Below are 15,830 nucleotides of genomic sequence, written 5' to 3'. Positions count from 1 at the left end.
GCGAGCAAGCTCAGCTCCCGCAGAGGGAGCATTCCCCCCTCAAATCACCCCTCCCGATGCGGCAAGAACAGCTCCGCGACCAAACCTCCATCATCCCGATTGTGCAACGTCAGGCTGCCGTCATGACTCATGGCAATACGTTTAGCGATGCTCAAACCCAGACCGTAGCCGCCCGATTGTGGATTGCGGGAATCTTCGCCACGTATAAAAGGTTCAGTGATGGACGCCAGCATCGCCTCGGGGATACCCGGCCCGCGATCCTTGATGCGGATGATCACACCGTCTTCTGTTCTTTCCAGGCCGATCACAATTTGCCGCGCATAGCGCAAGGCGTTGACCAACAGGTTTTGCAGACAACGATGCACCAGCACTTCGTTGGCATAGAGCAACCCGCCACGCCCCAGAATCGGCAGCGGCTCATCCACAGTCATCAGGTCGGCGCATAGCCGGGCCAGCAACTTGTCGATATCCAAGACTTGAAAGGACTGCTGTTTGGCACTTTGCAGATAGTCCAGCACCTGACCAATCATGTTGTCCATCTGCACGATATTTTGCTTCAGACGCTCGCGATGGGTGTCCTCGGTGAGCCGTTCGATACGCAGGCGCATGCGGGTCAATGGCGTACGCAAATCATGGGAAACCGCTGCCAGGAAAAAACTCTGATCATTAACCATGGCGATCAAGCGTTGCTGCATGGCATTGAACGTTTGCGCGGCCTGACGCACTTCCTGCGGCCCCTCCACCACCAATGGCGCTTGTTCGAGGTTGTCACCCAGACCGCGCGCGGCATCACTCAAGCGCTGCAACGGACGCAGGCAAATCCGCACCGCCAGCCAGCAGATCGCCAGAACGGCAAGAATGCGCAGCACATAGATCCTGAGTACGTAATCGGCAATCAATGCCCAGGCCGACTCCCCACTCCAGCCCTGTAATTCCTGCCCTTCAATATCCAGCCAATGCCCGTCAGCCAACGGGACAGCAAAGCGCACATGGGCCACCGCCGTGCGCAATCCAAACAGGCTGCGCCAGACCACAGGCTGCCCCTCCCCATCAGTGAGAGTGACCTTGAGTATCCGGGCTGACTGCTCATGTCCGAGCTCAAAAGCCAGAGCCTGCTTCAACAACAACTCGATACGCCGCCGCCCGCGCTTCTCGCCGGAATCGGGTTCGGGCGCGGTATCCACACAACTGATCCGGTACCGCGCAGGCATGGCGATCGACTCGGCGGCCGGACAGCTTGCTGCGCCGATCACCCCAGCGGTGCGACTGGCGATCAAACGTATCGGCGCTTCGAGCACCTGAGCAAAACGCACATCAAACCAGATGCTGCTCGATAGCAACTGGATCGCCAGAGTGCCGCTGACCATGATCAGTAACAGTTGGGCAAACAGTGTTTTCGGCCACAGGCGTTTGGCGCGCGCAGTGAGTCGAGCGCTGAGCTGCTTGAGAGCCATTTCAGGCCTGAGCGCCAGACGTCGTGATGCTCAGTAAATAGCCTTCGTTACGGATGGTCAGGATTTGCACAATGCCGTCTCTGGTGTCCTTCAGGTGCTGGCGCAGACGACTGATGCACATGTCCACCGAGCGGTCATCCGGCTGGTAATCACGTCCCAGTGCGCTGCGAGTCAGTTGATCGCGGGACAACACCTGTTCGTGGGACGCCAACAGGTCGCGCAGCACCCGATAGTCGGAACGCGGCAAGGTCAGTGACGGGCCATCGGGCGGGCTCAACAGGCGTTTGACGTGATCAAGCCGATAACCCGCAAACTGCTGCAAAGCACTGACGGGTTGTTTTTCAACCGGTTCATCGCGACCCGGGCGACGCAGCACCGCCTTGATTCGGGCAATCAGCTCGCGTGGTTCGAAAGGTTTGGCCAGATAGTCGTCAGCCCCGACTTCAAGCCCGATGATGCGGTCCAGCGCCGTGCCCTTGGCCGACAGCATGATCACACTCAGCCCCGGCCTACCCTGCAATCGGCGGCACAAGCTGAGGCCGTCTTCGCCTGGCAGCATCAGGTCAAGCACCACCAGATCGACTTTGTGCTGCTCCAATTGCTCCCACATCTGCGGACCATCCGCCGCGGCCAGCACACGATCACCCGACTCGCTCAGGTAGTCGCAGAGCAACTCGCGAATTTCGTCGTCATCGTCGACCACCAGCAAGGTCCTGGTCATTGGCGGGGGAGTTGGGGCAAGGGAGTTCAACGCGCTCATTACATTCCATTACATACCCGTACAAGCCGGGGATGGTGCTCAAAGTCTCGGTGCCTAAAATCGTATCAAAAATCATCTGCAAATACGAAACATTACCAGTGACGACAGGGCATCATGACCAACCATTTCCAACAAACTTCCATAACGCCGTCGCAGTCGCGCAGTGCGTTAATCCCCAAACACACCGCGTTGTTTATCGCGATGAGCCTGAGTGCCATCGCCAGCCACACTGTATTTGCAGACGACACCATTGAGCTGGGTGCGGTCAACATCGAAGACAACTCGATGCCCACTGGCGACGCCGCCGAGCAACTGGGTTACACCGTTAAAAGCACCACCAGCTCAACCGGCATGAAGCTCACCCCGCGACAAACACCGCAGTCGGTCACGACCATTACTCATGAGCAAATGGCCGATCGACAGATCACTAATCTGGAACAAGCACTGGAAACCGCGCCAGGCGTGACCATGAGCAAGTCGGAAGTGGGCGGTCGTACCGACTATCGTGCTCGTGGTTACTCGATCACTAACTGGAAAGTTGATGGCCTGCAATTCCAGGGCGGTTCCGACTTCGCCGCTGGCGGCAGCGCGCTGAACATGGACATGTACGAGCGCATCGACATCGTACGTGGCGCCAACGGTTTGCTTGGCGGCACAGGCGATCCATCGGCAACGGTCAACCTCATCCGCAAACGCCCCGGTACTGAATTCGGCGGCAGCGCATACGCCACCTATGGCAGCTGGGACAAGCGGCGCCTGGGGGCAGATCTGAACATACCGCTGTCGGAAGACGGCCGTCTGCGCTCAAGGTTCGTGGTAACCCAGCAGGACGCCAACTCGTTCCGCGACAATCAGTCAGACCGCTCGCGCGCAGCCCTGGCCAACTTTGAATTCGATCTGAGCGATGCCACTACCATTGGCGCGGGCTACCAATATGAGTACGCGAAAGTCGTCGGCGGCGGCTGGGGTGCCAACATCCCGATCTGGTACGGCGACGGGACTAAAACCAACCTGCCCCGCAGCACCAACGTGGTCCCGAGCTGGAGCTTCGGTGAGTACATCACGCGCACCGGGTTTGCCTCGCTGGAACACCGTTTCGACAACGACTGGACGCTGAACGTCAACGCAGCCCAAAGCACCAGCGAAGTGCTGAACCATCGCGGCCTGGCCAAAGTGAACTCATCCGGCGGCGGCAACTATGGCGGTTACTGGGATCAGGACGGAAGCGGCGCCGTACTCAACGGCCTGCACAGTTCCACTGACACCACTCAGCAATCCGCGCAATTTGACCTGACCGGACCATTCCAGCTGTTCGGCCGCAGTCATCAAGCGATGTTCGGTTACAACGACAGCCGCACCGTGTCCTGGTCTCCGCAGTACAACTGCAACCTGACCAGCGCCACGCGCACCAGCGCAACATCCGCTAACTGTCAGTTCCGGGCCAACAACGGCTTCCCGCTGAGCGACTGGACCAAGGGGGTGGATGACGACTTCTACATGAACGCCTGGAAGACCGGTCTGCACACCAAGACCACCACGCGCTTGCAGGGCATGTATGCCGCCACGCGCCTGAGCATTACTGATCCGTTGTCAGTCATTGTCGGCGCTCGCGTCAGCGATTACTCGGCCACCACCATCAGCACCGCGGGAGCGCGCAGCAATCAACAGGAAAATGGCATTGTCACCCCGTACATGGGAGCGGTGTATGACCTGAACGACAACTACTCGCTCTATGCCAGCTACACCGACATCTTCTCGCCACAAACCAGCGAAGATCAGGGCGGCAGCAAGATCGAACCGATTCGTGGCCAAAGTTACGAAACCGGTATCAAAGGTGAATGGTTCGACGGGCGCCTGAATGGCCAGGCTGCGTATTTCCGCACGCGTCAGGAAAACAAGGCCGTTGAAGACGGCGGCAACCTGACACCGACCGGCGCCCAGGCCTACAAAGCAGGTTCAGGTGTGGAAACCGACGGTATCGACCTGGAACTCGCGGGTGCCCTGACGCCAAACTGGAATGTCTATGGCGGCTACACCTATCTGCATTTCCGTCGTGAAGACGAAGGCGGCCGCAGCGATCCATCCCACTTGTTCAAGGCATCCACCACCTATCGCCTGTCAGGCATGCTCGATCAACTGACCATCGGCACCGGCGTTACCGCGCAAACCAACATCCGCGCCACCTCAACGCCGGCAGGCATTCCCACCAACGGTATCAGCCGCGGCCCAACCGACGTGAACTGGTCCGGCTACGCGATCTGGAACGCCATGGCCAAATACGCCATCACCGAAGACACCGCCCTGACCCTCAACGCCAACAACCTGTTCGACAAACACTACTACACCCGCTACGGCTTCTATGCCGGTGCAATTTATGGTGACCCACGTAGCCTGTCGATGACGTTGAGCACGGCGTTTTGATGAGGAATTGAGTGCAGGACGAAGCCCGCGGAATGCGGGCTTTTTTACGGTTGGCGGATTGCGGGCAGCAATAGCCGCCTACTTACGCCGAGGCCGCGACACCACCGATTCAATATTCTTGCGCCCGATCAGCATCGGCTTTTGTGGCATTTGCTCGGCCAGCCATTTGAACATCACTAGACAATCCACCAGCCCCAATCGCGCATGTTGATAAGCACGCGGCAATCGGCCGACGATGTCGAACCCGAGCTTCTGCCACAACGCCACTGCCACTTCGTTGCTCGCCACCACCGAGTTGAACTGCATCGCGAGGAAGCCGCTTTCAATGGCAACCTTTTGTGAGTGCTCACACATCAATCGGGCAACCCCACGACCGCGTGCCGCTTCGGCAACCATGTAGCCGCAATTGCACACATGGCTGCCGGGACCAGCAGCGTTGGCTTTGAGGTAATAGCTGCCGAGCAGTACGCCGTCTTCTTCAGCGATGAAGGTATGCAGCGGTATTTCCAGCCACAGGTGCAATGCCTGTTCGCGGGTCAGTTGCGGATCGTAGGCATAGGTTTCCCGGGCAGCGATCACGCTCTGAAAAGTGGGCCAGAAGAGGTCGAAGTCCTCGGCAGTCATGGGCCGGATGTTGATCATGGGGCAACCTTGAAAAGGTGAGTCAGAGGGGAAGTTTCAGGCAGGAGCCGCCTCTGTGTCCATGGCGCCGCGCAGTCTAGCGACAAACACTGGACCTGTAGGAGCTGCAGAAGGGTACGATAGCTGTGTGTCAGCGATAACTGATCGCAGCCTTCGGCAGTTCCTACGGAAAACGCTATTCAATTCAGTGGCGTGCATGTTTTTGACAGCCGCTGTTACCCCAACAGATGCCTGGAAATGAGTTTCGAAATCTCCACCATCGATGTCTTGCCGGTGAATTCGAACTTCACTTTGCCCAGCGCGGAAAAGTAGATCTCAAGTTCAGAGTCCAGGTCGAAGGTGCCGGAGGTTTCGATGGAGTAGGCGACGATGTTTTTGTAAGGCAGCGAAGTGAAGTCTTTCTTGCTGCCGGTCAAACCTTGTACGTTCACCGCGATGATGCGTTTGTTGGTAAACACCACGCCATCACGCATGGACTTGTAGGCGTCGATGACCTGTTCGCCATCCAGCAAAAGCGCGGTTACACGCTCGGCATATTCATCGTTCTGCTTGAGTTTGAAAAAACCCTTGTTATTGAAATCGATCATCCACTCACCCTCGCCTGTAAAGTAATCTTCCCGGATTGCAGCGGGCATGTTCAGGCAGTGCCGCATTGGTTTCAACAAGAGAATATCTGCATGGCAAAACCCACCACCACCGACCTTACCGCCCGTGACGTCTATCAACTGCTGAAAGACATCGCCCTCGAAACGCGAACCTTGCACACAGTGAACACCCACAAAGGGCAAATCGAAATCGAGGTGGATGGCTGGCAGCTCACACTGATCAGTGAGGGCAATAAGCTGAGCCATTGCCAGGCCTGCCAATCCCCCGAGGGTAATCTCGGGACAGCAGACAGTTGGCAGCGATACGGCACTGACCCGGTCAAGCTGCTGAGCATTTGGGAACACGCACAACTGCAACGCCTGCTGAAGTTATCCAGTACTCAGGAATGAGCCTCGACGATCCAGCTCACAGTTTTCAGTGCGGCACGCAATGTCGGCATGTCCACTGACCCGAGCGCCAGGCGGATCGCGTGTGGCACCTGAGCAGACACCGCAAATGGCTCGGCGGTGGACACCGAAATATTCTCGCGCATCAGCGCCGCTGCAACCTGATCCGCTCGTGCATCTTCGGCCAACGGCAGCCAGGTGAAATACGAGTTGGGATGACCGACGCAGTTGAGGCCGACGAGCAGCTCATTAGCCAACAACTGCCTGGCTTTGGCGTCCGCACGTTTTTGCGATTCCAGCCTGCTGACAGTGCCATCTTCCAGCCAGCCAGTAGCAATCGCCGTCATCACGCCAGCCGTGTTCCAACTCGTGGCTCTGATGACACGCTCCAGTGCACTGACCAGCGAAGCCGGGGCGGCCATGAACCCAAACCGCAGTCCGGTGGCGACGCTTTTCGACAGGCCGGATACATACACCGTGCGCTCAGGTGCCAAATGCGCTAGCGGTGGCGGCGGTTTGGGTGCAAGAAACGCGTAAGCCGCGTCTTCGACGATATGCAGCGCATGTTGCCTCGCGATGGCCACCAGACGCTCACGCTGCTCGATACTCATCACCCAACCCATCGGGTTATGCAGCGTCGGCATGCTATAGATCCCGCGCACTGTTCTCTGTCGGCAGAGCTTCTCCAGTGCATCGAAATCCGGCCCCGAATCCGTCACCGGAACAGGCAAGACTTCCAGGCTCAGGGATTCAGCCAGCACCTTGAAACCGGGATAGGTCAACCCATCAGCGGCAACTACGTCGCCCGGTTTGAACAGCGCCATCAGCGCCACTGCCAAACCATGCTGAGCACCGTTGACCAACAACACCTGCTCGGCTTTTACCTCCAGCCCGCGACTGTGCAGATGGCGCGCTACCGATGCCCGCTCGTGGAGGCGCCCCGCATGAGGTTGATAACGCAGCAGTGATTCGAGATCCCCGGACAACGCCAACTGGCGCAACGCAGTACGCAACAGCTCGGCCTGCCCCGGCAACGACGGGTAGTTGAAGTTGAGGTCAATGACGCCGGTGGCGACTTGCGGCTGATCAATGCCATGCCCCAGCGGCAACGAGGTCTCCCGCACGAACGTGCCTCGCCCCGCTTCACCGCTTACCAGGCCCATGGTCTCCAGCTCGGCATAGACCCTCGACGCAGTGGCCAGCGCCAAACCTTCTGCCGCAGCCAGGGTGCGATGTGTGGGTAAACGCGTCCCCGGCGGCAAGCGCCCCGAACGAATGTCCGCAGCGAAAGCATCCACCAATGATTTGTAGCGGGCCAATGGCATGTCGAACTGTATCCATGACAATTTTTTGATTGTACTGATACTCAGCCTCAAGATGCTTTTACGCAACCCGACTTGAGTCTGACCGACATGGAACAAGTATCTCCCCCGAAAATCGCGCCCATGCAAACCGCTACCCGAGGCTGGATCAATGGCTTCATCGGCGTGATGATCTTCAGCGGTTCATTGCCTGCAACAAGGGTCGCAGTGCTGGAGTTCGACCCGGTGTTTTTGACCGTGGCGCGGGCCACGCTCGCAGGCATTCTGGCGCTGTGCATGCTGCTGCTCTTCAAAGAACAACGTCCCGCGCGTCATCAATTGCTGTCATTACTCATCGTTGCCATCGGGGTAGTCGTCGGCTTCCCGCTGTTAACCGCACTGGCGTTACAACACGTGACGTCCGCGCACTCCATCGTCTTCCTCGGCTTGCTGCCACTGGCGACCGCGATATTCGGCGTGCTGCGCGGTGGCGAGCGGCCACGGCCTGCCTTCTGGCTATGCTCGGTGCTTGGCAGCTTGATGGTGGTCGGCTTTGCCCTTTCCCAAGGCGTGAACGCCTCTGCCACCGGTGACATTCTGATGCTGTTGGCGGTTCTGATCTGCGGGCTCGGTTATGCCGAAGGCGCCAGACTCTCGCGGACACTGGGCGGCTGGCAGGTGATCAGCTGGGCGCTGGTTTTGGCGCTGCCCGCCATGGCGACGCTAAGCCTGCTGCTGAGTCCAAAGTCATTCTCGACCATCAGCCCACCGGCCTGGCTGAGCCTTGGCTACGTGTCGCTGTTCAGCATGCTGATCGGTTTCGTGTTCTGGTATCGCGGCCTTGCGCAAGGTGGGATCGCTGCGGTTGGGCAACTGCAACTGCTGCAACCTTTTTTCGGCCTGGCGCTGGCGGCGACCTTGCTTCATGAACAGGTCAGCACGGGAATGCTGGGGGTGACGGTTGCAGTGATTCTATGTGTGGCGGGTGCGAGACGGTTTGCCCGGTGAAATCGCCCTGCCCTGATACAGCGCAATCTTGACCTGTAGGAGTTGCCGAAGGCTGCGATGGCGGTACGTCAGAAAGACTGCTTTCGCAGCCTTCGGCAGCTCCTACAGAGAACACGGCGGTTTGCTCGTATCGTATTCCGTCCAGCCATACTCGGCGAACGCGGCGGATGCAGTCAGTAACAATGGAAATGCCAAACTTTTAAGCCAGACGCTCATGATGCTTCGCTCCTGCGAACTACTGCTAACTCCGGTCCGGCGGTGGCAAGTGGACAGCTAAAAATCCCGATCGAGATATCGCCGCGTACAGGTTTAGCGTAGTCGCGTTGGATGCATGGGGGAGGCGGAATCGGGAGTCTTGCTCTTTTACTGACGCCCCGTCATCAGTGCGGCCTGCAAATGGCTAAGCAGACTTGCACCAACGCAAAGGCGATACACCGAAAGCCTTTTTGAAGTGCCGGGACATGTGGCTCTGATCGAAAAAACCTGCGCCAATGGCCGCGTCCGCCAGGCTCTGCCCACGCGAGGTCAGTGCCCTCACCCGATCCAGTCGCCGCAACGTCATGTAGCGATGGGGGCTGGTGCCGAAAAACTGGCGAAAATCGTTGGACAGGCTCCAGCGATCCCGCTCTGCGCACTTAGCCAGGTCATCCAGCGTGATGAGCCGGTCAAGGTTGTCATCAATGTATTCCCGTGCTCGCAACGCCGCGGCAAAGTGAGGGCTGGATCTGGTCGTTGGCTGCCCGGCCAGTTGCGCCAGCGTAATAACAAAGTTGAACAGCGCGTCGTCTTCCGCCAGGGAATCAGCTTGGACAATCAGGTTATTGAGCAATGCCTCAGCTACAACGGCCATACGCGGGTCGCGACTGACGCCCGGCTTGAAGAATGGCAACGGTTTGCCCTGCATGATTTGCTGGACCAGCGACGGGGGTACGTGAATGCCCTGATAACGAAAGCCCTGCTCCGAACCTGCCCAACCATCGTGGGGCTCATCCGGATGGATAATCATGATTTCGCCGGGCATGCACAATCGCGCCTCGCCCCGGTAACTGAAACGGTGTACCCCGCAGACCGTACGGCCGATGGCGTAGGTATCGTGCCTATGAGGCTCAAACGCATGCGCACCGAAAAACGCCTCGAAGCGCCCAACCTTCGAGGGCTGTGCCGCGTGTCTGACCCAGTCATTAGCAGTGTGGCGATCTTGCATGGAGCAGTACCGAAGTGATGGTGCAGTCGGGCGTCGGGGACATTAGCACAAGAATGTGCAGCGACTGTAATGGCCCTCTGCCGACCAAAGGCGGTCCTGCGTGAGAAGTAGTCATCTACATCTCACGGATGTGCAGATAGAACTCGTGGAACATAAAACCCGCACAGACTAACAGCGCCGCCCCCATCAAACGATTGAAAACCCGGAACCACGATGCTTGCGTGATGCGTCGTCCCAACGTCGTGCCCAGTAGCGAATAAGTCCACGGAGCAGCGCCGCCCAGCATTGCCAGCAGCAGCGAGACCAGCGCAATCACACCACCCGTAATGTGCGCAGCGGGCAGCATGATGCTGGTGATTGGCAGCACCACCATGATGCATTTGGGATTGAACAACTGGACCAGAAAACCATTCCAGAAACTCAATGCCTTGCCTTGCTCATCAGACGGCCTTGGTGCGACAGGAACGGCACGGGAAATCTGCCAAGCCAGGTAAAGCGTATAGATACCGCCCACTAACGAGATGTAAGGCAGCGCGGTCTGAGAAATGAGGGCCTCACCGGTATACCCCAGCAGAACAAACAAAAGCAGTAACGCGCATCCGACCCCGAAGAAGAAGCCTCGTGAACGACGTAGCTGCCCGTTTAGGCCAGCATTCAGGCCCATGAAATTCACAGGTCCGGGGCTGTACATCACGCTAAAGGCGTAGAGAAATATTTCCATGGCGGGCCAGACGTCCAGATCAGGTAAACGATCTGGCGAAGTCTAGGTAACCACTGCCCTCGTGGATTGTACGTTTGTGGGTGCTATAGGGTAGCAGGCTATTGTCCTCTTTTAGTTGACAGTAAAACGCTTTTCAGCCGATTTATCCTTTATTCGAAGACCTTTAATCTGGCCTCAAGTTGAACGACGCCACTAACTACTTACCTACTTCGATAAAGGATTCCACCATGACCAACGCCACTTACAACCGCCTGAACAAAGACGACGCTGTAGTTCTGCTGGTCGACCACCAGACAGGTTTGATCTCGCTGGTGCAGGACTTCACGCCGAACGAGTTCAAGAACAACGTGCTGGCGCTGGCCGATGTGGCCAAGTTCTTCGAACTGCCAACCATCCTGACCACCAGCTTCGAACAAGGTCCTAACGGCCCGCTGGTTCCAGAGCTGAAAGAGATGTTCCCGGACGCGCCGTACATTGCCCGCCCTGGCCAGATTAACGCTTGGGACAACGAAGATTTCGTTAAAGCGATCAAGGCGACTGGCCGTAAGCAACTGATCATTGCCGGTGTGGTGACGGATGTTTGTGTAGCGTTCCCGACGCTGTCGGCACTGGCTGAAGGGTTTGATGTGTTCGTGGTGACTGACTCGTCCGGCACCTTCAACACCGCGGTGCAGCAAGCGGCCTGGAACCGTATGACCCAAGCGGGCGCGCAGATGATGAACTGGTTCTCGGTGGCGTGTGAGCTGCAACGCGACTGGCGCAACGATATCGAAGGTTTGGGTAACTTGCTGTCCCAGCGCATCCCGAACTACCGCAACCTGATGAACAGCTACTCGGCGCTGACGGCTCGTTGATTGAGTTGCCGTGACCAAAAACAAAGCCCGCTTTTAGAGCGGGCTTTTTTGTGGCTGAAATGCAGGTCCTGTACATATTGTTTGTGGCAAGCCTGTAAGGGCCATTTAGCATGCTCAAGCACTTGCCTGAAAAACGCAGGCGATCTTACGATGCATGCCACACTGTCCCGTGATTACACTCGCCATGAACGAGAACACTCCAACCCTGACCAGCCAGACCATCGAGCTGCGCCTGCTCACTGAACAGGATGCCCCTGCCCTGCTCCGTGCTGCCGCCGATGGCGAGTTGTGGAACATGAACATGACGGTCATTCCGGGGCCGGACACGGTCGACCAGTATCTCGACAAAGCCATGCAAGGCCTGCACTCCGGAACTGTTTTGCCGTTTCTGATCGTCAGGCGCGAGACGCAGGAGCCGTTGGGCAGCACACGATTCTGGAAGATTGATCGGGCAAACCGAAAGATGGAGATCGGCCACACGTGGCTGGCGGAATCCGCGCAACGTTCGAGCGTCAACACAGAAGCAAAATACCTGATGCTTTGCCACGCTTTCGAAGTGATGAACGCGGTGCGGGTGCAGTTCACGACTGACGAGCTGAATGAGAAATCACGTGCCGCGATTTTACGTATTGGCGCAACTCAAGAAGGCATCGTGCGCCACGAAAGGATCATGCCCGACGGGCGCAAGCGTAACTCGGTGCGTTTCAGCATCATCGATACTGAGTGGCCTCAGGTGAAGCTGGCTTTGCAACAAAAGCTGGCGGCGTATGCCGTGAGCTGAGAATGACGGGCTCTACAAAAATCTTGTCTGGCGCGACAGCGTCTGCATGTGCACATGCAACGGGTGACACGAGGCGCGATTGCCTTCCCCGTCCGCGTAGCCGAATACGCCCGCCGGGCAGTACCGGCCATCGTCCCAACCGGGGTAATCCAGAAAGGGATACCAACAGAGCGCATCCACCTCAACGCCGCGCTGTTGCGCCAGGGCGACTTGTTCACTGACGTAGTTCAGCCATGGCACACGCTCGTCACTTTCCGCGCCGGTTTCTGAAATCAACAGTGGCCGTCGATAGCGTTGCTGCAATTCCTTGAGCATGCCCGCCAGCGGACGAAAATGACGTTCGCCGCGCAGGATCTTTGCGCCATTCAAGAACCATTGGTTATGCGGGTAAAAATTGGCGCCGATGATGTCCAGATACTCCTCGCGGCCCCCCAACCCCGGCCACTGACGGCCCGCCAGCATGTCCCAGGCTTCGAACTGCGAAAGCCGGTGTTGCTCGGCGTTGTTGACTTCATCGGCACGGCTGGAGGCGGCCATCACATTGATCAACGGCTCGCACTGCACAAAGCGTGCTTGCGGAAGCTGATCGCGGACAGCTTCGATGGCTGCAATGCTTGCGCGTACCAGTTGATGTTTGAGTTCCTGGCCTCGCCCATGCATGCCTGGGTTGAAATAACCGACCTCGCCCCCCGCCCAACTCCAGAAGGAAATCTCGTTAAGGGGCGAAAAAAACGGAGCCTCGACACCTTCATCTTTCATTAAACGAGCGACGGCCCCCGCGAACCGGGCAAAGCGATCGACGAACTCGGGCCGCCAGATATCCAGACCATCGGGATAGCCGTAATGACAGAGGTCCCAAACCACCTGAATATTGTGATTGCGAGCAGCACACAACATGGGCAGAAAACTGCTCCAGTCGTAATGCCCCGGCTGTGCTTCGATCAAGTGCCAGCGCAGCCCGTCTCGTGCGCAACCGATACCAAGCCCGGCGAGCTGCGCGTAATCGTTTTCAACCCACTTTGAGTGCCCGGTTGAGACCAGCAGATCAAGCCGTACGCCATCCCGTCGGCGCTGGGTAGCGCATTCATAACCTGCCATCAGAAATGAGTTGAAGAGGCTGGTCTTCTTCACCTCGATCCTCCTGGCGACAATGCCGCCAGGCACCGCGTCATCCCGCCTCCACCGCAGGCGCTGACACCGACGCTTGCTGCTCGATACGCTGATACAACGCCAATGCCTGGCCCACCACCTGATCCATGTTGTAGTACTTGTAAGTGCCTAATCGGCCGAGGAACGTCACACCCGGTGTGTCGTCGGCCAGCGCGCTGTAGCGCTTGTACAGCTCGGCGTTTTCCGGCCGCGGAATCGGGTAATACGGATCACCTTCAGCACAGGGAAATTCGTAGCTGATGCTGGTCAATGGATGCGTCTGCCCCGTCAGATGTTTGTACTCAGTGATCCGGGTATAGGGCACCCGCTCATCCGGATAGTTGACCACGGCAACGGACTGAAACTGCCCGGTCTGTAGAGTCTCGTGCCTGAACTGCAAACAGCGGTATGGCAAGCGCCCAAAACAAAAATCGAAATACTCATCGACCGGGCCGCAGTAGATCAATTGCTTGTAATGGACCCGCTCGCGCACCGCAGCAAAGTCCGTCGCAAGCAACAGGTCTATGCGCGGGTGATCAAGCATGTTTTCGAACATTTGCGTATAGCCGTTCAGCGGCATCATCTGGAAGGTGTCGGTGAAATAGCGGTCATCTTCATTGGTGCGTGTCGGAATACGCGACGTCACCGACTTGTCCAGCTCGGACGGATCCAGACCCCATTGTTTGCGGGTGTAGCCACGGAAGAACTTCTCATACAGCTCGCGACCAATCTGGTTGATCACCACATCTTCAGAGGTGCGGATGTCGGTGACAGGCTCGGCGCGCTCAGCCAGAAAAACCTCGGCTTCATGCTCGTCCATCGACCGGCCATACAGCGTGTTCAAGGTAGTCAGGTTAATGGGAATGGGCAGCAGATGTTCGTCTACGCGGGCGAGCACACGATGTTCGTAAGGCCGCCATTCGGTGAAACGCGACAGGTAATCGACAATCCGTTGTGCGTTGGTGTGGAAGATATGCGGCCCGTAACGATGGACCATCACGCCAGCGGCGTCCGGGTGGTCGTAAGCATTACCGCCAATGTGCTCGCGGCGATCGATCAACAGCACGTGCTTGCCAAGCCCATCGGCCAATCGCTCGGCAATCACCGATCCGGCAAAACCGGCACCGACGATCAAGTAGTCATAAATACATTTGCCGACCGCACCCGACGGGCCGTTGCTGGCGGTATCAATGGTTACCTTAGGCATTCGATCTGCTCCTTCATAACGGCGCAGGTTTTGTCCCAGGACATATCACCCAGCACGGCATCAACGCGTTGAGTAAACGTCACTTCAGCCCTGGATTGCAGCGCGGCCTCAATGGCAGCAATAAAAGCCTGCGGTGAATCCGCGATCGATACCACACCTGAATCGCCGTACCCGCTGACTACGTCGTGAATCGGCGTCGACACCACCGGGCAACCGCCCGCCAGGTATTCCGGGGTTTTGGTCGGGCTGATGAAACGCGTCGATTCGTTGATCGCAAACGGCATCAACGCGGCGTCCCATCCGGACAGATACCCTGGCAATTCGTCGTAGCTCTTGGGGCCTAAGTAATGAATATTGGGCTGACGCGGTAACGTGTCCGGATCGATTTTCACCACTGGACCGATCAGGACGATTTGCCAGTCTGGCCGTTGGATCGCCAGTTCACTGACTAGCTCGATGTCAAACCGCTCGTCGATGACCCCAAAGAACCCCAGTCGCGGATGACTGATGCCCGCCTGATCAGCGGGTTCAGGCAACCTGTCGCGAGCGGCGGCGAAGTGCGCAACATCGACGCTGCTGGGCACTGCGTGAGCGTTTGGATGCTGGCCTCGTTTGGCCTCCCACAGGCTGTAACCGCCGGTGAACACCACGTCAGCCTTGGCTATCAATTGCCGCTCTTTGTCGATCAGATCCGCTGGCGCGCCCTTGAATGCCGAGAGCTCGTCCATGCAATCGAAAATCGTCACATGAGCGTTCAGGTGTTCGGTGAACGACAGGCTCATGGGCGTGAGGTACCACAGCAGTAACTCAGGTGCGGCATGCTCGACTAACCAGGCATCAAGCAATTGTCGCTGGGCATCCGCTACCTGTTGCAGATCCATCCCCCAGGGAAGACGCGGCACCATGACCGTGATCCCGCTGACCGGCTGAGACAACTCCAGTTCAGGTTCATGAGCATCAGCAAAAACCGGCTCTTCGAAAAACACCACGTCGTAGTCTTTGGCCAGACGCGACATCACATGTTGCGGGCGTTGATAGACGAACCCCCAGCGCAAATGAGACAGGCATAACAAGGTAGGCCTCGCCAGCGCTGTCGCGGCTGAGCGGGCATTACTGCGGACGGGTAAAAAATGATCAGGCGGCTCTGGAAGGTTCATCGCGAATTCCTTTTTTAAAATCGGAATCGAGACTGAAGCCCATGAATCCTGTGGCTTCGACCACACTCGGTTGCATTACCAAATGCGGCGGATGATCAGCTCACCCTTTTGCGCACTTCTAAAACTTGGAGCGGCGCAGTTCATTCAGCGTTCAACGGGCCGGGATGTAAAGCCGATGA

15 protein-coding genes are annotated in these 15,830 nt (G+C 57.7%); 5 read left to right on the top strand and 10 right to left on the bottom strand.

Annotated elements, in window-relative coordinates:
• Positions 1–44 precede the first annotated feature (44 nt).
• Both ABRP31_RS03930 and ABRP31_RS03925 read right to left on the bottom strand, forming a co-directional pair.
• The gene (locus ABRP31_RS03930) at positions 45–1,454 is read right to left on the bottom strand and encodes an ATP-binding protein (protein WP_349973613.1); all 1,410 of its coding nucleotides are present in this window, start codon (positions 1,452–1,454) and stop codon (positions 45–47) included.
• A 1-nt stretch (position 1,455) separates the two neighbouring features.
• Positions 1,456–2,175, bottom strand: coding sequence for a response regulator (locus tag ABRP31_RS03925; RefSeq protein ID WP_349973621.1), 720 nt, complete (start codon positions 2,173–2,175; stop codon positions 1,456–1,458).
• Positions 2,176–2,415: 240 nt separating this feature from the next.
• On the opposite strand from ABRP31_RS03925, the gene ABRP31_RS03920 reads away from it, so the two are divergent.
• A complete protein-coding gene (locus ABRP31_RS03920) occupies positions 2,416–4,635 on the top strand; it encodes a TonB-dependent siderophore receptor (RefSeq protein ID WP_372489418.1) in 2,220 nt (739 codons plus the stop codon).
• Between the two features lie 78 nt (positions 4,636–4,713).
• Here the strand turns inward: ABRP31_RS03920 and ABRP31_RS03915 are convergent, their stop codons facing one another.
• The gene (locus ABRP31_RS03915; RefSeq protein WP_349973611.1) at positions 4,714–5,277 is read right to left on the bottom strand and encodes an N-acetyltransferase; all 564 of its coding nucleotides are present in this window, start codon (positions 5,275–5,277) and stop codon (positions 4,714–4,716) included.
• 215 nt (positions 5,278–5,492) lie between these two features.
• A complete protein-coding gene (locus ABRP31_RS03910; protein ID WP_087272815.1) occupies positions 5,493–5,864 on the bottom strand; it encodes a PH domain-containing protein in 372 nt (123 codons plus the stop codon).
• A 90-nt stretch (positions 5,865–5,954) separates the two neighbouring features.
• Here ABRP31_RS03910 and ABRP31_RS03905 point away from each other — a divergent pair, with 90 nt between their 5' ends.
• On the top strand, positions 5,955–6,272 hold the full coding sequence (locus tag ABRP31_RS03905; RefSeq protein WP_349973609.1) for a hypothetical protein: 318 nt from the start codon (positions 5,955–5,957) through the stop codon (positions 6,270–6,272).
• Here ABRP31_RS03905 and ABRP31_RS03900 read toward each other — a convergent pair.
• Positions 6,263–7,594, bottom strand: a complete 1,332-nt coding sequence (locus tag ABRP31_RS03900) for a PLP-dependent aminotransferase family protein (RefSeq protein ID WP_349973608.1) — start codon at positions 7,592–7,594, stop codon at positions 6,263–6,265. The genes ABRP31_RS03905 and ABRP31_RS03900 overlap by 10 nt on opposite strands.
• 87 nt (positions 7,595–7,681) lie before the next feature.
• Here ABRP31_RS03900 and ABRP31_RS03895 point away from each other — a divergent pair, with 87 nt between their 5' ends.
• Complete coding sequence (locus ABRP31_RS03895) at positions 7,682–8,578, top strand: DMT family transporter (protein WP_349973606.1); 897 nt, start codon at positions 7,682–7,684, stop codon at positions 8,576–8,578.
• A gap of 400 nt (positions 8,579–8,978) precedes the next feature.
• Here the strand turns inward: ABRP31_RS03895 and ABRP31_RS03890 are convergent, their stop codons facing one another.
• Complete coding sequence (locus ABRP31_RS03890; RefSeq protein ID WP_349973604.1) at positions 8,979–9,782, bottom strand: AraC family transcriptional regulator; 804 nt, start codon at positions 9,780–9,782, stop codon at positions 8,979–8,981.
• Positions 9,783–9,897: 115 nt separating this feature from the next.
• Positions 9,898–10,503 (bottom strand): LysE family transporter, encoded by a 606-nt coding sequence (locus ABRP31_RS03885; RefSeq protein WP_349973602.1) that lies wholly within the window; start codon positions 10,501–10,503, stop codon positions 9,898–9,900.
• 227 nt (positions 10,504–10,730) lie between these two features.
• Here ABRP31_RS03885 and ycaC point away from each other — a divergent pair, with 227 nt between their 5' ends.
• Both ycaC and ABRP31_RS03875 read left to right on the top strand, forming a co-directional pair.
• Entirely contained in the window at positions 10,731–11,357 is a 627-nt protein-coding gene (ycaC, locus tag ABRP31_RS03880; RefSeq protein WP_043304203.1) for an isochorismate family cysteine hydrolase YcaC, read from the top strand.
• Positions 11,358–11,541: 184 nt separating this feature from the next.
• On the top strand, positions 11,542–12,138 hold the full coding sequence (locus ABRP31_RS03875; protein ID WP_349973620.1) for a GNAT family protein: 597 nt from the start codon (positions 11,542–11,544) through the stop codon (positions 12,136–12,138).
• Positions 12,139–12,150: 12 nt separating this feature from the next.
• Here ABRP31_RS03875 and ABRP31_RS03870 read toward each other — a convergent pair whose 3' ends face one another.
• The 3 genes from ABRP31_RS03870 to ABRP31_RS03860 all read right to left on the bottom strand — a co-directional run bounded on the left by ABRP31_RS03870 (position 12,151) and on the right by ABRP31_RS03860 (position 15,651).
• Positions 12,151–13,236, bottom strand: a complete 1,086-nt coding sequence (locus ABRP31_RS03870) for a beta-glucosidase (RefSeq protein ID WP_349973618.1) — start codon at positions 13,234–13,236, stop codon at positions 12,151–12,153.
• Between the two features lie 70 nt (positions 13,237–13,306).
• Positions 13,307–14,494, bottom strand: a complete 1,188-nt coding sequence (gene glf, locus ABRP31_RS03865) for a UDP-galactopyranose mutase (protein WP_349973601.1) — start codon at positions 14,492–14,494, stop codon at positions 13,307–13,309.
• Positions 14,482–15,651 (bottom strand): glycosyltransferase family 1 protein, encoded by a 1,170-nt coding sequence (locus ABRP31_RS03860; RefSeq protein ID WP_349973599.1) that lies wholly within the window; start codon positions 15,649–15,651, stop codon positions 14,482–14,484. The genes glf and ABRP31_RS03860 overlap by 13 nt, the downstream gene beginning before the upstream one ends.
• Positions 15,652–15,830: the final 179 nt, after the last annotated feature.

This window comes from Pseudomonas caspiana (assembly GCF_040224095.2).
Taxonomy (GTDB): domain Bacteria; phylum Pseudomonadota; class Gammaproteobacteria; order Pseudomonadales; family Pseudomonadaceae; genus Aquipseudomonas; species Aquipseudomonas caspiana.
This window is presented reverse-complemented; position numbering and strand designations above follow the sequence as displayed.